This window comes from Mycobacterium sp. IS-1496, from assembly GCF_001499995.1.
Taxonomy (GTDB): Bacteria; Actinomycetota; Actinomycetes; order Mycobacteriales; family Mycobacteriaceae; genus Mycobacterium.
The window spans coordinates 65,801-86,448 of sequence record NZ_LQIU01000014.1; the positions used below are offsets into that span (position 1 = coordinate 65,801).

Here is a 20,648-nt window from a genome sequence, read left to right on the forward strand (position 1 = left end):
CTGCGATCACTGCCGGCAGCGTTCGGTGATCGTGCGTGTGCCATCGTCACCTCGGCGGGTGATCCGCCGGGCGTCCAGCTGCTCGAGCAGCGGCACCGCGACCCGCCGCGTGGTGTCCAGCGCGCGTTTGGCCTCGGCGACGGTGAACGGCTGGGGAAGGGTCTCGAGGATCCTCGCGGCGCGCCCCAGCGCATCCGCACCGAGGACGACGCCGTCGGCGATCCGCGTGAGCCGTCCCGCCCGGACCGCCGCGGCCAATTCGGCTGCGCCGAGCCCCAACTCGACGAGCGTGTCCGCGTCGGGTGCGCGGAACGGGTCGGCGGCCAACGACTTCTCGACGGTGCGGACCGCCTCGTCGACCCGCGGCGGCAGCGTCATCCCGGGTTCCCGGACCCGGCCGTCGGACACCTCGAGCGCGGTGTCCGAAAGCAGCGGGGCGACGAGTTCGATTGCGGGCAGGCCGATCTCACGTCGCAGCGCCTCCAACGGCATTCCCGCCGCCACGTCGTGGCCTGCCGACCACCGCCGCACGGCAGCCACCGCGTCGTCGCGCCGCTGGGCCCACCACGTCTCGTCGACCACCCACGCCCCGATGCGCCGACCGGTCTGCGGCAATCCCATCGCGCGCAGATCCGATGCGCGGGCGAACGCGGGCGGCCGCGTCCGTCCCTCGGCCAGCTCGTCGGCACGCTCGCGGGCCGCACCGCGGCGCCGCAGGGGCGGGGGCCGCACATCGAGCACCACGACTCCGGCGGCGATGCGGTGCTGCCCCGGATCGCGCAACAGCCCGATGTCGCCGACCCGCAGCGGCAGCGGACGGGACAACCGCAGCCGGGCCGCGGCGCCGAGGGGGCGGACCTGCACCGGCACCGCGGCCGAACCGATGTGCAGGACGAGTTGGCGGTGCAGGTCGTCGGCCACGCGCAGTGCGACGTCGACCTCCTCGGTGTCGAGCCAGGCACCGGGAGTGCGCAGCGCGTCGCCCCGGCCGATCTCCTGCCGTTCCACACCCCGCAGATTGACCGCGGCTCTGGCCACCGGACCGACGGCGCTGCGCTGCTGCCCCAGCGACTGCAGTCCCCGCACGGTCACACGCCGTCCGGCGTGCTCGAGTTCGTCGCCCACGCGCAGCGTCCCCGCGGCGAGCGTGCCGGTGACGACGGTGCCCGCCCCGCGCACCGTGAAGGAGCGGTCGACCCAGAGCCGGACTTCAGCGGTGTCGTCCGGGGCGGGTAACCGGTCGACCAGATCGACCAGTTCGGTGCGCACGCCGTCGAGGTCGGTGCCGACGGCTACCGGCGGACCGGCCATGCCGGTGCCGGAGAACGCTTCCAGCGCCTGCTCGATGGCCGGAGCCGGGTCGGCGAGGTCGGTTTTCGTGACGACCAGCAGGGCGTGGCGCACGCCCAGCGCATCGAGGGCGGCCAGATGCTCCTGCGACTGCGGCATCCACCCCTCCGTCGCGGCGACGACGAACATCACGGCCGGGACCGGCCCCACTCCCGCGAGCATGTTGGCGACGAACCGCTCATGCCCGGGCACGTCGACGAACGCGATCCGGCGGCCGCCGATGTCGGCCCAGGCGAATCCCAGGTCGATCGTCAGGCCGCGGCGCTGCTCCTCGGCGAGCCGGTCGGGCCACATCCCGGTGAGCCGCTGCACCAGCGTCGACTTGCCGTGGTCGACGTGGCCCGCGGTCGCGACTACGTACATGGCGCGATGGCGGCGATGGCCTCGAGCAGTTGCGCATCCTCCTCCGGATCGACCGTGCGCAGATCGAGGAGACAGCGGCCCGCCTCGACGCGGCCCACCACCGGCGGTGTCCCCGCACGCAGGGCGGGTGCGTAGGACTCGGGCAGGCTGACCCCGGCGCTGGGCAGCGCGACCTCGGGGGCGCCGCCCCCGCCGACCGCCGCGACGCAGTCGACGGCATGCGCGTCGGGAAGCCGGTCGGCGAGGCGCTGCGCGCGCTCCCGCAGCGCGGCGACGTCGGCGGTCAGCGCGCGCTCGACCGGCGTCGGCGGACCGACCAGGGTCGCCTCGAGTGCGGCCAGCGTGAGCTTGTCGACCCGCAGCGCCCGGGCGGCCGGATGCCTGCGGAGCCGCTCGATCAGTTCCGAACTGCCGAACAGCAGACCCGCCTGCGGCCCGCCGAGCAGTTTGTCGCCGCTGGCGGTGACCAGGTCGGCGCCGTCGCGCAGCGCGGTCGTGGCATCGGGCTCGTCGGGCAACACCGGGTGCGGGGTCAGCAGGCCCGAGCCGATGTCGACGACCAGCGGCACCCCGAGCCCCCCGAGTTCGGCGATGGGCACCGTCCTGGTGAAGCCGCTGACGTAGTAGTTCGAGGGGTGGACCTTGAGTACGAAGCCGGTGTCCGGGCCGACCGCGTCGGCGTAGTCGCGCAGATGGGTGCGGTTGGTGGTGCCGACCTCACGGATGCGCGCCCCGGTCGATTCGAGCAGCTCGGGAATGCGGAAGCCGTCGCCGATCTCGATGAGTTCGCCTCGGCTGACGACGATCTCACGCCCGCTCGCCAGTGTCATCGCAGCCAGCAGCAGCGCCGCCGCGTTGTTGTTGACCACGTGCGCGCCACCGGCGGTGGGCACCGCCCGCGCGAGGGCGGCGAGCGCGCCACGCCCCCGGCGGGCGCGCCGGCCGGTGGCGAGGTCGAATTCGACGTCGGTCGCCCCGCTGGCCGTCACCACCGCGTCGACGGCGGTCCGGGACAGCGGAGCGCGCCCGAGGTTGGTGTGGACGACCACCCCGGTCGCGTTGATCACCGGACGCAGGCTCACCGCGGCGGACGGCAGCGCGGCGACGGCGTGGTCGGCGACCTGTTCGGGCGCGATGTCCCCGGCGCGGGCCCGCTGCTGCGCGTCGGCGATCACCGCCTTGACCAGCGTGCGGCCCAGGAGGCGCTGCGCCTCGGCCAGTCGCGGATCGGCGAGCAGCGCGTCGGTGCGGGGGACGCGGCGGCGCGGGTCGGTCACGCCGCACCCTGAGCGTGGGCGGTATGGCGGAGGCGGACGGGAATCGAACCCGCCAACGACAGATCCTGCCGTTCGACGATTTTGAAGATCGCGCCGGTCACCAGACCGGATACGCCTCCCTGGGCCATGGCCCCATCATGGCAGGCACCATGGTGGGCATGACGTCGCGACTGACCCACCGTCTGACCCAGTTCGCCCACGGTGGCGGGTGCGCGTGCAAGATCCCGCCGGGCGAATTGGAGGACGTCGTCCGCGGGCTGACGGCGGCGCATCCGCAGAACCCGCTCGGGGAGCTGCTGGTGGGTCTCGACGACGGTGACGACGCCGCGGCCGTCCGGATCGCCGGGGACACCGCGCTGATCGCGACGACGGACTTCTTCACCCCGGTCGTCGACGATCCGTACGACTGGGGCCGCATCGCGGCGACGAACGCGCTGTCGGACGTGTACGCGATGGGTGGCCGCCCGGTGGTGGCCGTGAACCTGCTGGGCTGGCCGCGCGATGTGCTGCCCTTCGAACTCGCCGCCGAGACGTTGCGCGGCGGGCTCGACGTCTGCAATGCCGCGGGCTGCCACCTCGCCGGCGGGCACAGCGTCGACGACCCCGAGCCGAAGTACGGGCTGGCGGTGACGGGTGTCGCCGACCCGAACAAGTTGCTGCGCAACGATTCCGGTAGACCCGGCACGCCGCTGTCGCTGACCAAGCCGCTGGGGATCGGCGTGCTCAACAGCAGGCACAAGGCCACCGGTGAGCGGTCCGAGGAGGCGATCGAGGTGATGACGACGCTGAACGCGCAGGCGGCGGTGGCGGCACTCGAATCCGGTGTCGAATGCGCCACGGACGTCACGGGTTTCGGCCTGCTCGGCCATCTGTACAAGCTGGCGAGGGCCAGCGGCGTCACCGCGGTGGTCGACGCGGCGGCCGTGCCCTACATCGCCGGGGCGCGCGAGGCGCTGGCCGACGGATACGTCAGCGGTGGGACCCGGCGCAACCTCGACTGGGTGGCCCCGCACGCCGACCTGTCGGCTATCGGTGGGGACGAGGCGCTGCTGCTGGCGGACGCCCAGACCTCCGGCGGTCTCCTCATCGCGGGCGAGGTCCCCGGCGCCCCCGTCATCGGCGCACTCGTACCGCGCGGCGAACACACGATCATCGTGCGCTGAGGCCGATCTAGGCTGTGGGACATGACTTCTCCGAAAGGACCCGTCGGCACCCTGGCGTCCATCTCCGTCGACTGCCCCGACCCGGACCGGCTCGCGCCGTTCTACCGCGGCCTGCTGGGTCTGGAGGAGGTCTTCGCCACCCCGGACCGCGGCGTCGTCGCCCTGGGGGGTGCGGGTCCGATGGTCACGCTGATGCGCGCCGACACCTACGTGGCGCCCGACTGGCCCGACGGCCCGCAACGTCAGCAGATGCACGTCGACGTCGCGGTGGAGGATCTGGACGCAGCGGTGGCCGCTGCGGTGGCACTGGGTGCGACGGAGGCCGAGTTCCAGCCCGGGCAGGCGTGGCGGGTGCTCCTCGACCCGGCCGGTCATCCGTTCTGCCTGACCACCGTGCGACCCGACTGAGCTACGAATCCGACTGCGCGGCAAGCGATTCAGCGCTGAGCACCGCGCCGTTGACCCGGGGGTTGTGCAACAGGACGTCGTCCATCACAGTGGTGGTCAGCGTGCGCGCCGCGAGCAGCGGGCCCACCCACGCGGGTGCGGTGACCCGTGCGGCGCGGCGTTCGACGCCCGAGAGCACGGCCGCGGCCGCAGCCTCGGCGCTCATCGGCCTGGTGATGAAACCGGGCGCCGCCGACCGGATCGCCGCGGCGTGCTCGTCGGCGAACGCGTCGCTGGTCAGGTCGGTGTCGATGAAGCCGAGATACGCGATGCCTGCGGTGACGCCGTGCTGGGCGAGTTCCACCCGCAGGGCACGCGAAAGCTGTTCCACCCCGGCCTTGCTGACCGCGTAGGGGGCCGCGAGCACACCGTTGAAGAACGCGTAGATCGAGCCGACGAAGGCGATGTGGCCGCGGGCCGCGATGACGGCGGGCAGCGCGGCGCGCGCGGTGCGCCACTGGCCGAGCAGGTCCACTTCGACGGTGTGCTCGAAGACGTCCGGGTCGATGGTGGCGACGGTCTCCGACGGCGGCGCGATCCCGGCGTTGGCGACCACCACGTCGATGCCGCCGAACGCGGCGACCGCACCCTCGGCGGCTCGCCGCAGCGCCGCCGCGTCGGTGACGTCGGCCTCGAACGCGGCCGCCGCCTCACCGAGTTCGGCGGCCAGGTTCTCCAACGGCTTCAGGGTGCGGCCCACCAGCGCCACCCGGGCGCCGCGGGCGTGCGCCTGCCGGGCGATCTGGGCGCCGAGCCCGCGCGCCGCGCCGTTGACGAAGACCACCCGGCCGTCCAGGTCGAGATGGGGCGGTACGCCGAACCGGCTGCCGACCACGGGAATCCCGCGCGCCAGCCGCACGGCGGTTCGGCCGGCCAACCGCACCGCGTCGTCGATCACCGGATTCGGAGCTGGTAACTGAGGTACGACGGCGCCGCGGGAGCCCACGGCGGCCGCTTGGGCGCCCGGCGCGGCAGCACCGCGGTGACCGCGCGCAGCAGTGGCCGCAACATCGGAGTGGCCATCGGGGGCTCCCTTCGGACGGTGACGGGATCCTGAAATACCCGTCGGCGGCCGCGGCAAACCGTTACGGTCGTCCGCGATGGAGACACGACAGTGCGGAGTCGCCGGGCTGGCGCGTGACATGCGCGACCTCGTACGGTCGCAGGCGGACGAGAGTGAGCGGCTGCGCACGCTGTCCCCGCAGATCGTCGACGCGATGTGGGCGAGCGGGCTGATGTCCGCCTTCAACCCGATCCCCGCGGGCGGCGCGGAACCGTCCTTCGCCGAGATGATCGACACGTGGACCGAAATGGCCTGGCAGGACGGATCATTCGGCTGGATCGGGATCGCGAACCTGCCGTCGTCGTTCGCCGCGGCCTGCTACCTGCCCGACGAGGGATTCGCCGAGGTCTTCACCGCGCATGACAACCACGTGACGATGGGCGGTCAGTTCTTCCCGAATGGGCAGGGGGAGGCCACATCCGGCGGGTACCGGCTGAGCGGTTCGTGGAGTTTCGGGTCGGGAACCGGGCATTCCCAGTATGTCGCAGCGGGATTCCTGCCGATGGACGCCGGTGAGATCCGCTGGGCCGGCGACGGGGTCCCCGACATGCAGGTGGCCGTGCTGCCCCGCGACGAGGTCACGTTCACCGACGGCTGGCACGTGCAGGGCCTGAAGGGCACCGGTTCCTACGACTACCGCGTCGAGGACGTGTTCGTCCCCGCGCGTCGCACGTTCCCGCTGTTCTCCCGCAGCCCGCGCCGCGGCGCCTCGCCGGCCACCCGGATGGGCCTGATGCCGGTCACCGCCGCCGGGCACGCCGCCTGGGCGCTCGGAGTCGCCAGGAGCATGCTCGACGACGTGTCCGAACTCGCCGCGACGAAGTTCCGGATGAGCGATATGGCGTCGTTGGCGAGCCGCCCCACCTTCCAGAAGGGCCTGGCCCACCACACGGCGGCATGGCGGGCCGCACGACTGCTGGTGCTCGACGCGTTCACCACCGCCGAAGCCGCCGTCGCCTCCGGCGCCGACCTGACGCCCGCCCTGCGTGCCGACATGCGGGTGGCCGCGGTCTACGCCACCGACACCGCACGGCAGTGCGCCGAATGGGCGCACCTGGTGGCGGGCACCGACGCGATCCGCGAGGGCAGTCGCCTCGAACGGGCGTTCCGCGACATCTACACGGGCACCCAGCACGCCTTCATCTCGGAGAAGGTCGCCATCGACGCCGCGCAGATCTGGCTCGGGATCATCGAGGACCAGCCCGGGCTCTAGATCCGCCGGGTCAGGCGTCGTCGTCGGTCACCACCGGCAGCTCGCTGTGTCGCACCTGGTTGCCGCCGGCGCGTTTGGCGTCGTACATCGCCGCGTCGGCCGCGGTGATCGCCTCGTCGATGCCGGCGCGCCACCCCGTCACCCGCAGCCGCATCAGCGGTGCGCTCGCGGTGCCGATGCTCGCCGTCAGCGGCGCCGCCCTCTCGATGGCGGCGAGCAGTCGCATCGCCAGCTGGGTCGGATTGGCCGAGGCGGACACCGCGGCGACGACGAACTCCTCACCGCCGGTGCGCCCGACCAGGGCGTCGTCGTCGGCACTGCGCGACAGCGCACGGCCGACCGCGATCAGCGCCCGGTCGCCTGCGGCGTGGCCCTGGGTGTCGTTGAGGGTCTTGAACCGGTCCAGGTCGATGACCGCGATCAGCAGGTTGCGGTCCGCGGGCTGGTTGTCGGCCACCAGGTTCAGCAGCCGCTGATAGAACGCCCGCCGGGTCAGCAGCCCCGTCAGCGGGTCCCACTCCGAGCGCACCACGTCCACCCCGAGGGCGTGCACGATCGTCTGCACACCGAACGGGATGACCGCGTTGAGCACGACGACGAACCAGAACAGGGCGAGCGCACCGACCGGTTGACCGCTCGCGGCCAGCCGGGACGCGGCGATCGCGGCCACCACCACCGCCGTCGCGAAGACGTGGACGGTGTAGCGGGAGGTGTGCAGGAAGGCCACGTACGCGCCCGGCGTCACGAAGCCGAAGCAGGCCACGATTGCGATGGTGGGGTCGGACTGGACCAGGCTGATGGCGGCGACGCACGCGGTGGCGATGTAGGACACCACCAGTGACTGCACCCGGCTCGGCCAGCGCTGGACGTAGGGCACCATCGTCGACCACCCGCCGATGCCCGCGAGCCACGACACCACCACACCGAGCGTCGACTTCGGTCCGAAATCGCTGAACACCAACAAGATCGGGACCAGGGCGAGGGAGCCGACCATCACGGACAGCAGGGTGCGCGCAGCAACCATCATTCCGCGGCTGCGCAGATAGCCGGTCACCCAGTCGAAGTGGTCCGGCAACATCCACCACCGCCGCACCGAGTCCCTGCGCGACGTCACCCCCCGATTGTCCATGACCGGGCAAATCCCGCCCGGACAAGGCGTCCGGCCGCTACCCGGCGGGGTGCGCCAGGAACTCGGCCAGCAACTCCGCCATCGCCGGGATGGCCGCCCTGGAGATGACCTCGTACCCGTGCGTGCTGAGGGTCGGCAAACACAGCAGACCTGCCCGCGGGGTGAGCCCGTTGGCCTTCGCATGCGACGCGTCGGATTCGAACGCCCCGAGCACGGCCGCCTGCGGGGACATCCCCCGCTCCTCGGCGATCGCCATCAGCCGGTCGGCGACGTCCTTGTCGTAGACGCACAGGGCGTCGCTGTATCCGATGATCGGGCCGCCGCCGCAGGTCGTGCCGTACTCGGCTTCGGTGGGGCCGACCTCCAGCGCCAGGGTCAGCTCACCGGGCAGCGTGCGGCTGGCGTACGACCCGCCGACCCCGCCGATCTCCTCGTTGGTGGTGAAGACGAAGTACACGTCGCCTGCGGGCCGCCGGCCCGACCCGCGCAACCTGGCGGCGGCGTCGAGCAGTGCGGTGCACGCCGCCCGGTCGTCGAGGAAGTAGCAGCCGAGATAGTCGCCGAACTCGAACAGGGTGCGCTTGCTGCGGTCGACGCACACGCGTGTGCCGGGCCCGATCCCCGCGGCCGTCAACTCCTCGGGGGTGCGCCCGGTGAACACGTAGACGTGCAGCCAGTCCAACGCCTTGTCGCCCTGGTCGGGTTTGGTCTCCCAGATCCGCCGGCTCTCGCTGGTCGTGTGCTCGGAGCCCAGGGTCAGCACACCGGTGAGCGTCTCGCGGTCGCCGAGCAGGGCGACCGGTCCGAGCCCGAAGTTGCCCGGATACATGGTGCCGAGCGGGGTCAGGTGCAGACTGCCGTCCGGATCGACCCGTTTGACGAGCATGGACAGCTCGTCGAGGTGCGCCATGACGCGGGTGCCTGCGCCGTCGCCGGTGTCGCCGCGGACGACCCCGACCAGGTTGCCCGCCTCATCGACCCAGAGTTCGTCGACGAGGGGTTCCAGTTCGCGACGGCACACGTCGCGCACCGCCGCCTCCTGGCCGCAGGGTCCGTAGGTGGCCAGGAGTTCCTGGAGGAGGTCACGACGAAAATCGCTCACCGGTGTCCTCTACCCAGATGCCCGGCGTTGTCACCGGCGTATGAGGCGATTCAGCCCGTGACGCTGGGCAGCCCTGCCCGCAGCGCGATGTCCTGCTTGATGCCAATGTCGGTGACGACGTCGGGCGGGGTGGGATCTCCAGGCGCGCTCTGGAATTCCAACCGTGCCACCGCGGGACCCTCGGTGAAGAGCAGGGTGGTGACGTCCTTGGCGCCGTCGGGCGAGGTGCCTGCCACCACGGTGCCGCCGGTGCCGACCGGCGCAGGCGCCGGCTCCCCGCCGGTGACGGTGGCCCCGATGGACTGCAGGCTCGCGTCAAGCGCGGCCCGCGCGGCGGCCTCGTCGGGCAGGACGGTGATCGTCACGCCGATCGCCCGCGTGTCGGACTCGTTGACGAACAGGGCCGAGACGCCCTTGCCGCCGCGGCGGTTGGGGACGGTCGACCGGGTGACGAAGGTGTCGAACTCACTGTTGATGTCGGTCGGCTCGATGAGCAGGCGGGAGTAGTCGACGACGGCCGAGCTGTTCTCCTTCGGCGCCGAGGTCGGCGCGGTCGACTCACTCGATGCGGAGGTGGGCAGATCCGGCGCCGACGGGGCCGGGGGCGAATCGGTGGGTGTGCAGCCGCTGAGTCCGATGGCGAGCACCGCCGCGCCGATGGTCGTTCCGACGAATACCGACCTGCTCGCGAAGACCGACGAGTTGGTGAACATGCTGCGCATGGATATCTGCCGAAGCCCCAATCGATTTCGAAACCTGAGAATATAGTGAACAGAGTGTCCACAAAAGACGGTACACGGGTGCCGACGGAGCTCGCAAACATCGCAGCGGAGCCCCCACGCCGGGGGCGCCCGCGCAATGTCGAACTGCGCGCCGCGGTGTTGCGGGCCGCCACGGATCTCGCCCTTGCCGGCGGGACCGGAGCCGTCAGCATCGACGCGATCGCCAAGCGCGCGGCCGTGAGCCGCACCACCATCTACAAGTGGTGGCCGTCGGCCGCGGCGATCGTGCTCGACGGTCTGCTGGCGTCGATGCGGGGGTCCATCGTCCCGCCGACCGGCAGCGGCACCAGGGGTGCGCTCGACCATCAGGTGCGCGCACTCAACGGCATCCTCGCCGACGCGACCACCGGCCCGCTCTTTCGTCGGGTCATCGCGGCGGCAGGGTCGAACGGCGAGGTCGCCACCGCGCTGCTCGACCAGTGGCTGCTGCCGCGCCGCGCCGCGGTGACCGCCGTCCTGCTCGACGGCGTCGCCGCGGGCGAACTGCGGCCCGACCTCGACGTCGACGTCACCGTCGACGCGTTGTTCTCCCCGGCCTACTACCGCCTGGTGTTCGGTATGCCGCCGCTCGACGAGGACGCGCTGACCCACCTGCTGGACACGGTCTGGCGTGGATGCGCGCGCCCCGACCCCGACTGAGTCAGCGCCGTCGCGGCGCGAGGACGGCGCCGAGCAGCAGACCGGCGAACGGGATCGCCGCCAGCACCGCGCTCAACGTCGCGCTGCCACCGGTCACCAGGGTGAAGTTGCTGAGCACCAACCACATGCTGGCCACCAGCCCGGCGCAGGCGAGGGCCGGTGCGATGCGGGTCTGCCACAGCCTGCCACCCGCGTCGTCGCGGTGCCTGGCGAAGTAGACGAGCACGGCCACGGAGGTGGTGAGCATCAACAGCACCATCCCGACGGTGGCGACCCCGGCCATCGAGCCGAAGACGCCGACGAGCGGATCGACGCCCAGTGCCGCGAGCACGCCGACGATCACCGCGGCGGTGATCGTCTGCACGATGGACGAGAACGCCGGTGACCGGTGGCGGGCGTGCACACCGGCGAGGCGCCGCGGCATCAGGCCCTTGCCGGCGAGTGCGAACTGGTATCGGGAGATGACGTTGTGGAAGGACAGCACGCAGGCGAACAGGCTCGTCAGCAGCAGCACGTTGACGATGTCGCGGCCGATGCGCCCGAGCTTGTCGTCGGTGGTGTCGAGCAGCATGTTGCCCTCACCGTCGAGCGTGCGCTGTGCCACCTCGGTGACCTGGTCCGGTCCGATCGCCACGACGAACGCCCAGCAGGTCAGCGCGTAGAACCCGCCGATGATGAGCACCGCGGCGTACGTCGCGCGCGGGATGGTGCGCTCCGGATCGCGGGCCTCGTCGCGGAACACCGCGGTGGCCTCGAAGCCGATGAACCCGGTCAGCGCGAACAGCACCGCGATCCCGATCGCGCCGTTGGTGAAGGTGTTTGGGGCGAACGAGGCGACGGTCAGGCCGGCCGGGCCGGGATCGGCGACGATGACCAGATCGAGCACCACGACGATGCCGATCTCGCACGCCAGCGCGACGCCGAGGACCTTCGCGCTCAGGTCGATGTGCCGGTACCCCAGCACCGCGACGATGGCCAGCGTGGCGAAGGCGTAGACCGGCCACGGGATCTCGGGCCCGCCGTAGAACCGGACGGTGTCGCCGATCGCCCAGCCGATGTAGCCGTAGATACCCACCTGGATGGCGGTGTAGGCGATCAGCGCGACCGCCGCGATGCCGGTGCCCGGCCGTCGCCCGAGGCCGAGCGTGACGTAGGAGAAGAACGCGCCCGCCTCCGGGACGAACGGCGTCATCGCCACGAAGCCGACGCTGAACATGAGCAGCACCAGCGCGGCGATGACGAATCCGACCGGGGCGCCCGCGCCGTTGCCCAGCCCGATCGCCAGCGGCATGTTGCCGCCGATCACGGTCAGCGGCGCGGCGGCCGCGACGACCATGAACACGACCGCGACCGGGCCGAGCCGTCCTCTGAGCCGTTCATGCTCGGCGGTGGGTGTGACGTCGGTGCTCATCGGACCTCCCGGGTGTGGCTCAGCGCCTGGCGGAACAGGGTGTGGTCGAGGGCGTGCGCGGTGCGTCCGGCGCGCCCGGTGACGGTGGTGGCGGCGACGACGGCGTTCACGATCGCCTCTTCGGTGGCCTCGACGGTGAGGTCGAACAGCCGCGTCATCAGCTGGGGTGCGACCATCCGCAGGTCGATCTCGGGACGGTCGGTGGCGGTGTCCTCGTCCCAGGAATACGGCGGGATCCCGCGGTTACCGGTCGAGAAGGCCAGCATCAGGTCGCCGCTGTACTGTTCGCCGGTGCCGCCGACGCGGGCCACGCCGAGCGCGGCGCGCTGCGCGAGCCGGGTGCACTGGTGCGGCAGCAGCGGCGCGTCGGTCGCGACGATCACGATGATCGAACCCGAGCCCCGTTCGTACGGCGCGGGCACGTCGGGAAGCGGGACGGCGTCGGGGCCGATGAGCTCGCCGACCGGTACGCCGTTGACCCGGAACCGCTCACGGCGGCCGTGGTTGGCCTGGACCAGCACCCCGACGGTGTAGCGGCCCGCGGCGGTGTCGGTGACGCGCGAGGACGTGCCGATGCCGCCCTTGAACTCGTGACAGATCATGCCCGTGCCGCCGCCGACGTTGCCCTCGGCGACCGGGCCGCTCTGGGCCGCGGCCAGCGCGGAGTGGACGTGCTCGGCGCGCACGTGGTGGCCGTTGATGTCGTTGAGGACGCCGTCGTAGGTCTCGCCCACCACGGGCAGCGACCAGTAGAGGCCGTCGCCGCGGGCGCGGACCTGCTCGTCGACCAGCGCGTCGCGGACCACACCGACGCTGTGGGTGTTGGTCAGCCCGATCGCCGAGGTCAGTTCGCCCGATTCGCGGATCCACTCCAGGCCGGTCATCTCACCGCTGCCGTTGAGCCGGTGCGCACCGGCGAAGACCGGCTCGCTCCAGATGTCGTCATGCGGGACCACCACCGTCACGCCGGTGTGCACCGCCGGTGGGCCGTCCTGCCGGAGCGTGGTGTGCCCGACCCGGACGCCGGCCACGTCGGTGATGGCGTTGTGCGGACCGGTGGGGTGTTCACCGATCACGACGCCGAGGTCGCGCGTGCGCATGGGGCCTCCGCGGAGTGGGCATGGAGTTCTTTTCCTTGATGGAAAATAATGGGGCCGCGACGCCCGATGCGCAAGAGGAACGGGGATCCGGGTGACAATCGGGCGGTCGCCATCGCGGAAGGAGCCCCAGACGGTGCCACGGCCCAACAGGCAGGCGGAACGGCGGGAGGAGATCCTCGACGCCGCGATCGCGCTGATCGAGCGGCACGACCTCGCGACGTTGCGGATCGCGGACGTGGCCGCCGAACTCGGACTGACCGCCAATGCGGTCCGGTACTACTTCAAGGAGATGGACCAGCTGCTCGCCGAGCTGGCCCTGCGGTCCGACGCCCGGTTCTACGACGACCGCCTCGCGGTGGTCGAACGGACGCCGGACGCGGCCGAGCAGTTGGCCCGGACCATCGCCGCCGGCTTGCCGACCGGTCCCGAAGACGCAGAATGGCGGTCGATCTGGCGGGCCGTGCTGGCCGCCGGGTTCGAACTCGACCAACGCCGCGACGTGCAGGAGATCTACCACCGGCAGGTCGGTCTGTACGCCCGCATCCTCACCGACGGTGAGCGCGACGGGGTGTTCCGTCTCGGCTCGCCGGCCCAGGACGTCGCGATGACGTTGATGGCGATGGAGGACTACCTCGGCTACCGCATCGTCGCCCGCGATCCGAAGATGAGCCGGGAGACGGCGCTGCGGTTGATGCGTCAGTACGCCGAACTCGCCACCGGGGCACGCCTGCCCGAGACCGTCTGACGCCGTCTGTCCGAAGCCGCCGCGGCCCGGCCGGCGCGCGCCTACAGTCGACCCATGACGCATCCCGTGCGACGGCTGCTCGTCGCGGCGCTCTCGGTGGCCGCGTTCACCGCGGCGCCGGTCGCCGTCACGACCCTCGTCTCACCCGCCGTCGGCTCCGCCTGCCTGCCGGGCGAGACGGGCGTCACCAACGGGTGTGCGCCGTTCTGCCTCCCCGGGCGCGCGCTCGACACCAACACCGGACTGTGCCTGCCCGTGCCGCCGCCTCCGCCGCCACCGCCCCCGGCACCGATGGCCGGCACCGTCTGACCGGACTTCACGCCCCTGGTGCACCGCGCCCGGACCGGCTGGGCGACCATGAGGGGCGTGTATGACGAGGTGTCCTTCGACTCCCACGACCCCGACGAGATCGGAACACGCATCGATCCGGTGCTCGCGCGCAGCTGGCTGCTGGTCAACGGCGCACATGGCGACCGGTTCGACGCCGCGGCCCGCTCCCGCGCCGACATCGTCGTGCTCGACATCGAAGACGCCGTGGCGCCCAAGGACAAGGTGACCGCCCGCGACAACGTCGTGCGCTGGCTGGGCGCGGGAAACGCGGACTGGGTCCGGGTCAACGGGTTCGGCACGCCGTGGTGGGCCGACGACCTCGACGCGCTGGCGGGCAGCTCCGTCGGCGGGGTGATGCTGGCGATGGCCGAATCGGTCGATCATGTGACCGAAACCGCCAAACGTCTGCCCGGCGTGCCGATCGTCGCGCTGGTGGAGACCGCCCGCGGGCTGGAGCGCATCACCGAGATCGCCGCGGCGAAGGGCACCTTCAGGCTGGCGTTCGGCATCGGGGACTTCCGCCGCGACACCGGGTTCGGCGACAATCCGGCCACCCTGGCCTACGCCCGCTCCCGGTTCACCATCGCGGCCAAGGCCGCCCACCTGCCCAGCGCGATAGACGGGCCGACGATCGGCTCGAGCGCGCTGCGGCTCATCGAGGCGACGGCGGTGTCCGCGGAGTTCGGGATGACCGGCAAGATCTGCCTGAGCCCCGAACAGTGCTCCGTGGTCAACGAGGGGCTCTCGCCCTCCCACGACGAGATCGCGTGGGCGAAGGAGTTCTTCGCGGAGTTCGAACGGGACGGCGGAGAGATCCGCAACGGGTCCGACCTTCCGCGGATCGCGCGGGCTAACAAGATCCTCGACCTGGCCCGCGCCTACGGCATCGAGGCCACCGAGTTCGAGGACGAGCCCGTGCACATGCCCGCGCCGTCGGACACCTACCACTACTGACTTCCCGCCGCTGAGCAAAAGGGTCGAAGATTACGTTTAGATCACGGCCGGTGGTGGTACAGCCGCCGACATGCTGGTCGAACGCATGAAAGTCACGCCGGTCCTCGTTGCCGGCGCCTCCGCACTCGCCATCGCCGCTGTGCCGGCGATCTTCGCTGTCGCTGCCCCGATGAGCAGCACCACCGTCACCTACTCGGCCGGCGGTCCGCCCGGCTGCGTCGATCCCTACGGCACCGGCTGCGGCGCCGTACCGCCACCGCCGCCGCCGGCGCCCGGCGTCTTCGTCCCGCCGCCACCCGGCGTCCCGGGTGTTCCGGGTGGTGTGGCCGGTCCGCAGGGCGCCGCGGGCGCCATCCCCGGTGGTCCGGGTGGTGTGGCCGGTCCGCAGGGCGCTGCCGGCGCCATCCCCGGTGGTCCCGGTGGTGTGGCCGGTCCGCAAGGGGCCGCGGGCGCGATTCCGGGTGGGCCCGCCGGTGCGGCCGGTCCTGCCGGTGCGACGGGCGCGATCCCCGGTGGTCCCGCGGGTACAGCGGGTCCGGGCGGCGCGACCGGGTGCATCCCGGGCGTCGGCTGCGCCAGCACGCCGTAGTTCTCAGGTCCCGCAGAAGGTGCGGTACCTCCCGAAAGCCTCGGGAGCCGGTTCCGCATAGCGCTGCAGACCGGGCCGTTCGACGAACGGCCCGGTCACCGCGTCCAGCAACCGGCCGAACGGCGTCAGGTCACCCGCGGTGGCCGCGGTCAGCGCTTCCTCGACGAGGTGGTTGCGCGGGATGTACACGGGGTTCACCCGGTCCATCGCGTCACCGTCGGGGTTCAAGGCCCGCCAGCCGGTGAGCCATGCGTCGAAGCCGGCGAGGTCGACGAACAGTCCCCGCGCGGGCTCGGTGTCACCGCGCGCGGCGCGACCGAGCGCCCGGAAGAACGACGTGTAGTCGATGTGGTTGTCCTGCAGCAGTGTCGGCAGCTCGTCGAGGAGCGGCGCGACCGCCGTCTCGTCGGCTCCGGCCACACCGAGCTTGTCCCGCATGCCGGCCGACAGCGCGTCTTCGTACTGCCGGGCGAAGGCGCCGAGCGCGGTCTCCGCCACCGTCACCGCCCGGTCGAGATCGTCGTCGAAGAACGGCAGCAGCGTCTCGGCGAAGCGGGCCAGGTTCCACGCCGCGATCGACGGCTGGTTGCCGTAGGCGTAGCGGCCCCACATGTCGATGGAGCTGAACACCGTCTCGGGGTCGTAGACGTCCATGAACGCGCACGGCCCGTAGTCGATCGTCTCGCCCGAGATCGTCATGTTGTCGGTGTTCATCACCCCGTGCACGAAGCCCACGAGCATCCAGCGGGCGATCAACCGCGCCTGGGCCGAGACCACCGCCTCGAACAACGCCAGATAGGGGTTCTCCGCCGCCGCAGCCCGCGGGTGGTGCCGGGCGATGGCGTGTTCGGCGAGCCGGCGCACCAGGTCCGTGTTCCCGGTCGCGGCGGCGTACTGGAAACTGCCGACGCGCAGATGGCTGCTCGCGACCCGGCTCAGCACGGCGCCGTCGAGTACGGTCTCGCGCTGCACCGGACGTCCCGTCGCCACCACGGCCAGTGAGCGGGTGGTCGGGATGCCGAGGGCATGCATGGCCTCGCTGACGATGAACTCGCGCAGCATCGGGCCGACGGCGGCCAACCCGTCACCGGCGCGGGCGAACGGGGTGTGCCCGGAGCCCTTGAGGTGCAGATCGCGCCTCAGGCCGTCGCCGTCGACGAGCTCACCGAGCAGCAGCGCCCGGCCGTCGCCCAGACGCGGGGCGAACCCGCCGAACTGGTGGCCGGAGTAGGCCTGGGCCACCGGAGTGGCGCCGCGGGGGACCGAGTTGCCGACCAGCAGTCGCACCCCGTCGGGGGTGCGCAACCAGTCGGCGTCGAGACCGAGGCCGGCCGCCAGCTGCTCGTTGAGGACGAGCAGCCGCGGATCCGGTGCCTCTTCGGCCTTCCAGCGGACCGCCATCTCCGGTAGTTCCCGCGCGAAGCGGTCGTCCAGGCTGAGGTTCGTCACAGGTGAAGCACTCACCTCATCCAGACTACGGAGCGGCCGGTTACGTCTTGTCCGGGTCGATCGCGTCCTTGAGCTTGCCCATCACACCTTTCTCGGTGCCGAACGACGGCGTGCGCGGCTCGCCCATCGCACCGTCGTAGGTGACGTAGAGCTTCGGATCCGGCGGCGGACCGGACTGGCGGTCACCGAGCGGCTGCGGATCGGCGAGGAACTTGCCGGTGTGGCGGCCGTCCGGCAGCGGACCGTTGGCCCACCGCCCCTTGTCGGCGTCCGCCCCGTCGGACAGGTGCCACAGCGTGCTCGCGTGCTCCTCGAACTCCTCGTCGAACAGATCGTTCGGTGCCACGACGCCCTCCAACCCGTCGGCCTGCAACTCCTCGATCGCCGCCAGCCACATGTTCTGGTGGTAGGTGTCGCGGGCCAGGTTGAACTTGAGCATCGCCTTGACGCCCGGATCGTCGGTCATGTGCCACAGCCGCGCGGTCTGCACCCGGCCCTGCGCCTCGGCGGCCACGTTGGCGTGGAAGTCGGCGAGCAGATTCCCCGACGCCACAATGAATTTGCCGTTCCACGGCGAACCCTGGCTGTCCGACAGCGTCGGCGCACCACCGGAGATGATGGCTTGCTGCGGGTCCATTCCGCCCATCACGGCGGCCACCACCGGATCGCCGAGCGCGTTCTCGGTGGCGTCGGTGGCCGGAGCGCTCTCGAGCAGGCGCGCGATCATCGTCGCGATCATCTCGACGTGACCGATCTCCTCGGTGGCGATGTCCATGATCAGGTCTTTGTACTTACCCTTCATGCGACAGTTCCAGCCCTGCATGAGGTACTGCATGGTGACGGTCATCTCGCCGAAGGCCCCGCCGAGCAGTTCCTGGAGTTTGCGCGCGTAGACCGGGTCCGGCTTCTCGGGTTTGACGTCGAATTGCATGTAATCGGTATGACGGAACATCAGTTCTCCAGCATGTGAGCGTTAGCGGCCGACCAATCGGCCACCCCGACCGCCGCACGTTCCTGTACGGCAGGGGAGGCGGTACCCGGGAGTGTGCGACGCAAACGGCGCGCCGCCGTCCGAATTCGCCTTCCTAGGGCGGGGTTTGAAGCCGTCCAGGCGGGGCACAGCCTCGGCCACCGGAGAGGAACACACATGACGAGATCGCTGGCCCATCAGAACCTCGCACAGCTCGGCGGGCCCTACAGCATCCTGACCCGTCAGAAGCGTGACCACATCGAACTCGACCGGTTGCTTCACCGGGCCGACGCGAGCACCGGCGACGAACGGCAGGACTACCTGACCGAACTGTGCCGGTTGGTGTTTCCGCACGCGTTCGCCGAGGAGTCCGTGCTGTGGCCCGCGATCCGCAAGATGGTGCCCGGCGGTGAACCGCTGACCCTGGAGATCGAGCGAGAACACCAGGAGATCAACGAACTGTTCACCGAACTGGAGCAGCACCCCGTCCAGGAGCCGCGACACTGGGAACTGTGGAAGCGCATCGAATCGCTTCTGCGCGAAGACGTTCGGGACGAAGAGGACCGCCTGCTGCCGATGCTTCAGGACGCCGTCGACCACCGCACGTTGATCCGGCTGGGCTGGGCCTGGGAGGCCGTGCGGCGGACGGCGCCGACGCGTCCGCACCCCGTCGTGGCGCGGCGGCCACCGGGCAACGTGGGGGCCGCCGCGCCGCTGACGTTCCTCGACCGCGCCCGCGACCACCTCGACCGCGGTGCGCGCCGTTCGTCGGGCCGGCCCCGCAGCGCGATGGCCACGGCGAGCGCCGGACTCGCGAAGGTCGCGGGCCTGGTCGAGCATGTGCCGCCGCTGACCCGCGGGGAGGATCCGAGCACCCGTTCGCCGCGCACCGCCGGCGACGGGTGAGGTGCGGGTCTACTCGGGCGCCGCGTCGCCCTGATCCTCCGCATCGCGGATGCCCTCGGGCGGAGGCGTCGAGTATCCGGGACTGGCGCTCGGCACCTGCCCTTCGGCGATCCCCGCCTGCTGGGCGTCGTCTGGCGTCGGCTCCGGTGAGCTCATCGAATCCTCCTCGAGGGTCGGGTAGACCACAGAACTACCCGGCACATCACACCGGAAACCGGCTTGGCGGAACCGCTCGGTGGGAACACAGACGGGGATGTCCACCACCGCGCAACACCATCACCGGGTCGTCGTCGTGGGCGCGGGTCCGTGCGGGCTGGCGATCGCCCGCCAACTCCTGCACGAACAGCACATCGAACCGCTGGTGCTCGACCGTGCCTGCGCACCGGCGTCCACGTGGCGTGACCGATACGAGGGGTTCCGGCTCAACACCTGCGGGTACTGGTCGCATCTGCCCGGTCAGCCGATCCCGCGCCGGTACGGCCGCTGGCCCAAACGTGACGACATGGTCGACTACTTCGACAGTTACGTACGGCGCCAACGGATTCCGTTGGCTCTCGGCGTCACGGTCACCCGCATCGACCGCGACGAGGACCGGTGGCTGATCACCACCGACGGTGACGCGTACACCGCCGACGCCGTCGTCGTGGCGACCGGGAACTATCACACCCCGGCACTGCCCGCGTGGCCCGGGATGGACGGCTACACCCGCGACGTGCTGCATTCGGCGGACTACCGCAATCCCTGGCCGTTCGCCTGCCGCGACGTGCTGGTCGTCGGATCGGGCAACTCGGCCACCGACATCGCGCTGCAGCTCAGCGACGGGGTGGCCGCCCGGGTGCGGCTGGCTGTGCGGGAACCACCGCACCTCGTGCCGCGGTCCGCCGGCGGCATCCCGGTCGACGCGTTCAGTGTGGCGTTGCGCCGCCTGCCGGTACCGGTGGTCGATCAGGCCGCTGCGCTGGTGAGCCGGCTCTGGTTCGGGGACCTCACGTCGGCCGGTCTGCCGGCCCCGCGCCGCGGCATCTACCGCGCCCTGCTCGACGACGGCAGCATCCCCACCCTGGGCGACGAGCTGGTGCCGCAGATCAAGTCGGGCCGCATCGAGGTGGTCGCCGCGGTCGAATCGTTCGAGGCGGATGCCGTGGTGCTCGCCGACGGGCAGACCGTCCGCCCCGACGTGGTCATCGGCGCCACCGGATACCGGCACGGGCTCGAACCGCTCGTCGGGCATCTGGACGTGCTCGACGACGACGGCGCACCCGTGGTCAACAACCTGCCTGCCGCGGTGCCCGGCCTGTGGTTCGCCGGCTACGAGGAACCGTTGATCGGTCCGCTGCAGTCGTTTCGCGTGCAGTCCGGGCCGGTCGCCGAGGACGTCGCAGGGTTCGTCCGGGCGCTCAGATGACGAACGTGAGCTCGTGTCCGATGATTCGCTCTTGGGTTCAAGGCGTCTATGCAACAGCGGGTGGATTGAGTGGGTCGCACAGTAGCGCGTCGAGTGTTTCGGCGGGTGTTTTCCAGCCGAGGGTCTTGCGGGGTCGGTTGTTGAGCTTGGTTGCGACGTAGTCGAGGTAGTCGGCCGGAAATATCGAGAGATCAGTGCCTTTGGCAAAGTACTGACGCAGCAGTCCATTGGTGTTTTCGTTGGTGCCGCGTTGCCACGGGG

General features: G+C 71.2%; 23 protein-coding genes and 1 tRNA gene. 10 read left to right on the forward strand and 14 right to left on the reverse strand.

All coding sequences use genetic code 11. The features are described 5' to 3' along the window. Positions 1-6: 6 nt before the first annotated feature. The 3 genes from AU195_RS10050 to AU195_RS10060 all read right to left on the reverse strand — a co-directional run bounded on the left by AU195_RS10050 (position 7) and on the right by AU195_RS10060 (position 3,109). Entirely contained in the window at positions 7-1,713 is a 1,707-nt protein-coding gene (locus AU195_RS10050; protein ID WP_059158922.1) for a selenocysteine-specific translation elongation factor, read from the reverse strand. Next, positions 1,704-2,990, reverse strand: coding sequence for an L-seryl-tRNA(Sec) selenium transferase (gene selA, locus AU195_RS10055; protein ID WP_059158923.1), 1,287 nt, complete (start codon positions 2,988-2,990; stop codon positions 1,704-1,706). Before selA ends, AU195_RS10050 begins: the two co-directional genes overlap by 10 nt. A 24-nt stretch (positions 2,991-3,014) precedes the next feature. Continuing rightward, positions 3,015-3,109: transfer RNA gene (locus AU195_RS10060), tRNA-Sec, on the reverse strand. Positions 3,110-3,148: 39 nt separating this feature from the next. Here AU195_RS10060 and selD point away from each other — a divergent pair. Together selD and AU195_RS10070 are read left to right on the forward strand one after the other, a co-directional pair. Further along, positions 3,149-4,153 carry a selenide, water dikinase SelD gene (gene selD, locus AU195_RS10065; RefSeq protein WP_082703025.1) on the forward strand — a complete coding sequence of 335 codons (1,005 nt, stop codon included), beginning with the start codon at positions 3,149-3,151 and terminating at the stop codon, positions 4,151-4,153. Between the two features lie 21 nt (positions 4,154-4,174). After that, positions 4,175-4,561, forward strand: a complete 387-nt coding sequence (locus tag AU195_RS10070) for a VOC family protein (RefSeq protein WP_059158924.1) — start codon at positions 4,175-4,177, stop codon at positions 4,559-4,561. 1 nt (position 4,562) lies between these two features. Here AU195_RS10070 and AU195_RS10075 read toward each other — a convergent pair whose 3' ends face one another. Continuing rightward, a complete protein-coding gene (locus AU195_RS10075) occupies positions 4,563-5,498 on the reverse strand; it encodes a short-chain dehydrogenase/reductase (protein WP_286149204.1) in 936 nt (311 codons plus the stop codon). Continuing rightward, positions 5,495-5,623: a hypothetical protein gene (locus tag AU195_RS26170; protein ID WP_286149205.1), complete on the reverse strand. Its 129-nt coding sequence runs from the start codon at positions 5,621-5,623 to the stop codon at positions 5,495-5,497. Before AU195_RS26170 ends, AU195_RS10075 begins: the two co-directional genes overlap by 4 nt. A gap of 77 nt (positions 5,624-5,700) precedes the next feature. On the opposite strand from AU195_RS26170, the gene AU195_RS10080 reads away from it, so the two are divergent. Continuing rightward, positions 5,701-6,876: an acyl-CoA dehydrogenase family protein gene (locus AU195_RS10080; RefSeq protein ID WP_059158926.1), complete on the forward strand. Its 1,176-nt coding sequence runs from the start codon at positions 5,701-5,703 to the stop codon at positions 6,874-6,876. Between the two features lie 10 nt (positions 6,877-6,886). Here the strand turns inward: AU195_RS10080 and AU195_RS10085 are convergent, their stop codons facing one another. Genes AU195_RS10085 through AU195_RS10095 form a run of 3 tightly spaced genes read right to left on the reverse strand, consistent with a single transcriptional unit; the run spans position 6,887 to position 9,829 of the window. Next, positions 6,887-7,990, reverse strand: coding sequence for a GGDEF domain-containing protein (locus tag AU195_RS10085; protein WP_286149206.1), 1,104 nt, complete (start codon positions 7,988-7,990; stop codon positions 6,887-6,889). A gap of 52 nt (positions 7,991-8,042) precedes the next feature. After that, positions 8,043-9,107 carry a M42 family metallopeptidase gene (locus AU195_RS10090; protein ID WP_059158928.1) on the reverse strand — a complete coding sequence of 355 codons (1,065 nt, stop codon included), beginning with the start codon at positions 9,105-9,107 and terminating at the stop codon, positions 8,043-8,045. Positions 9,108-9,157: 50 nt separating this feature from the next. After that, a complete protein-coding gene (locus tag AU195_RS10095; protein ID WP_286149207.1) occupies positions 9,158-9,829 on the reverse strand; it encodes a hypothetical protein in 672 nt (223 codons plus the stop codon). 45 nt (positions 9,830-9,874) lie between these two features. On the opposite strand from AU195_RS10095, the gene AU195_RS10100 reads away from it, so the two are divergent. After that, the gene (locus AU195_RS10100) at positions 9,875-10,528 is read left to right on the forward strand and encodes a TetR/AcrR family transcriptional regulator (RefSeq protein WP_059158929.1); all 654 of its coding nucleotides are present in this window, start codon (positions 9,875-9,877) and stop codon (positions 10,526-10,528) included. A 1-nt stretch (position 10,529) separates the two neighbouring features. On the opposite strand, the gene AU195_RS10105 is transcribed toward AU195_RS10100, so the two are convergent. Both AU195_RS10105 and AU195_RS10110 read right to left on the reverse strand, forming a co-directional pair. Continuing rightward, entirely contained in the window at positions 10,530-11,939 is a 1,410-nt protein-coding gene (locus tag AU195_RS10105) for an APC family permease (protein WP_059158930.1), read from the reverse strand. Further along, a complete protein-coding gene (locus tag AU195_RS10110) occupies positions 11,936-13,039 on the reverse strand; it encodes a DmpA family aminopeptidase (protein WP_059158931.1) in 1,104 nt (367 codons plus the stop codon). The genes AU195_RS10105 and AU195_RS10110 overlap by 4 nt, the downstream gene beginning before the upstream one ends. 133 nt (positions 13,040-13,172) lie before the next feature. Between AU195_RS10110 and AU195_RS10115 the strand changes: the two genes are divergently transcribed. The 4 genes from AU195_RS10115 (at position 13,173) to AU195_RS10130 (ending at position 15,657) form a co-directional block, all read left to right on the forward strand. Continuing rightward, the gene (locus tag AU195_RS10115; RefSeq protein ID WP_172800534.1) at positions 13,173-13,784 is read left to right on the forward strand and encodes a TetR/AcrR family transcriptional regulator; all 612 of its coding nucleotides are present in this window, start codon (positions 13,173-13,175) and stop codon (positions 13,782-13,784) included. Between the two features lie 54 nt (positions 13,785-13,838). Further along, positions 13,839-14,093: a hypothetical protein gene (locus AU195_RS10120; RefSeq protein WP_059158933.1), complete on the forward strand. Its 255-nt coding sequence runs from the start codon at positions 13,839-13,841 to the stop codon at positions 14,091-14,093. A gap of 48 nt (positions 14,094-14,141) precedes the next feature. Continuing rightward, positions 14,142-15,068, forward strand: a complete 927-nt coding sequence (locus AU195_RS10125) for an HpcH/HpaI aldolase/citrate lyase family protein (RefSeq protein WP_157531096.1) — start codon at positions 14,142-14,144, stop codon at positions 15,066-15,068. Between the two features lie 70 nt (positions 15,069-15,138). Beyond that, complete coding sequence (locus AU195_RS10130) at positions 15,139-15,657, forward strand: hypothetical protein (RefSeq protein ID WP_059158934.1); 519 nt, start codon at positions 15,139-15,141, stop codon at positions 15,655-15,657. Positions 15,658-15,660: 3 nt separating this feature from the next. On the opposite strand, the gene AU195_RS10135 is transcribed toward AU195_RS10130, so the two are convergent. Beyond that, a complete protein-coding gene (locus AU195_RS10135) occupies positions 15,661-17,106 on the reverse strand; it encodes a protein adenylyltransferase SelO (RefSeq protein ID WP_082703023.1) in 1,446 nt (481 codons plus the stop codon). Positions 17,107-17,146: 40 nt separating this feature from the next. Beyond that, positions 17,147-18,058 (reverse strand): manganese catalase, encoded by a 912-nt coding sequence (locus AU195_RS10140; RefSeq protein WP_059158936.1) that lies wholly within the window; start codon positions 18,056-18,058, stop codon positions 17,147-17,149. Positions 18,059-18,253: 195 nt separating this feature from the next. Between AU195_RS10140 and AU195_RS10145 the strand changes: the two genes are divergently transcribed. Continuing rightward, positions 18,254-18,982, forward strand: a complete 729-nt coding sequence (locus AU195_RS10145) for a hemerythrin domain-containing protein (RefSeq protein WP_059158937.1) — start codon at positions 18,254-18,256, stop codon at positions 18,980-18,982. A gap of 9 nt (positions 18,983-18,991) precedes the next feature. On the opposite strand, the gene AU195_RS25680 is transcribed toward AU195_RS10145, so the two are convergent. Then, complete coding sequence (locus AU195_RS25680; protein WP_157531097.1) at positions 18,992-19,138, reverse strand: hypothetical protein; 147 nt, start codon at positions 19,136-19,138, stop codon at positions 18,992-18,994. Between the two features lie 79 nt (positions 19,139-19,217). Here AU195_RS25680 and AU195_RS10150 point away from each other — a divergent pair, with 79 nt between their 5' ends. Next, a complete protein-coding gene (locus AU195_RS10150; protein WP_286149208.1) occupies positions 19,218-20,387 on the forward strand; it encodes a flavin-containing monooxygenase in 1,170 nt (389 codons plus the stop codon). A 46-nt stretch (positions 20,388-20,433) separates the two neighbouring features. On the opposite strand, the gene AU195_RS25175 is transcribed toward AU195_RS10150, so the two are convergent. Then, on the reverse strand, positions 20,434-20,648 hold a 215-nt coding region (locus AU195_RS25175; protein ID WP_172800464.1), incomplete at its 5' end, for an IS30 family transposase.

Coding starts and splice junctions, on each gene's coding strand:
- AU195_RS10095 (WP_286149207.1), bottom strand. CDS start 9,829: ATGCGCAGCATGTTCACCAACTCGTCGGTCTTCGCGAGCAGGTCGGTA.
- AU195_RS10080 (WP_059158926.1), top strand. CDS start 5,701: ATGGAGACACGACAGTGCGGAGTCGCCGGGCTGGCGCGTGACATGCGC.
- selD (WP_082703025.1), top strand. CDS start 3,149: ATGACGTCGCGACTGACCCACCGTCTGACCCAGTTCGCCCACGGTGGC.
- AU195_RS10110 (WP_059158931.1), bottom strand. CDS start 13,039: ATGCGCACGCGCGACCTCGGCGTCGTGATCGGTGAACACCCCACCGGT.
- AU195_RS10130 (WP_059158934.1), top strand. CDS start 15,139: ATGCTGGTCGAACGCATGAAAGTCACGCCGGTCCTCGTTGCCGGCGCC.
- AU195_RS10125 (WP_157531096.1), top strand. CDS start 14,142: ATGAGGGGCGTGTATGACGAGGTGTCCTTCGACTCCCACGACCCCGAC.
- AU195_RS26170 (WP_286149205.1), bottom strand. CDS start 5,623: ATGGCCACTCCGATGTTGCGGCCACTGCTGCGCGCGGTCACCGCGGTG.
- AU195_RS10105 (WP_059158930.1), bottom strand. CDS start 11,939: ATGAGCACCGACGTCACACCCACCGCCGAGCATGAACGGCTCAGAGGA.
- AU195_RS10120 (WP_059158933.1), top strand. CDS start 13,839: ATGACGCATCCCGTGCGACGGCTGCTCGTCGCGGCGCTCTCGGTGGCC.
- AU195_RS10140 (WP_059158936.1), bottom strand. CDS start 18,058: ATGTTCCGTCATACCGATTACATGCAATTCGACGTCAAACCCGAGAAG.
- AU195_RS25680 (WP_157531097.1), bottom strand. CDS start 19,138: ATGAGCTCACCGGAGCCGACGCCAGACGACGCCCAGCAGGCGGGGATC.
- AU195_RS10050 (WP_059158922.1), bottom strand. CDS start 1,713: ATGTACGTAGTCGCGACCGCGGGCCACGTCGACCACGGCAAGTCGACG.
- AU195_RS10070 (WP_059158924.1), top strand. CDS start 4,175: ATGACTTCTCCGAAAGGACCCGTCGGCACCCTGGCGTCCATCTCCGTC.
- AU195_RS10145 (WP_059158937.1), top strand. CDS start 18,254: ATGACGAGATCGCTGGCCCATCAGAACCTCGCACAGCTCGGCGGGCCC.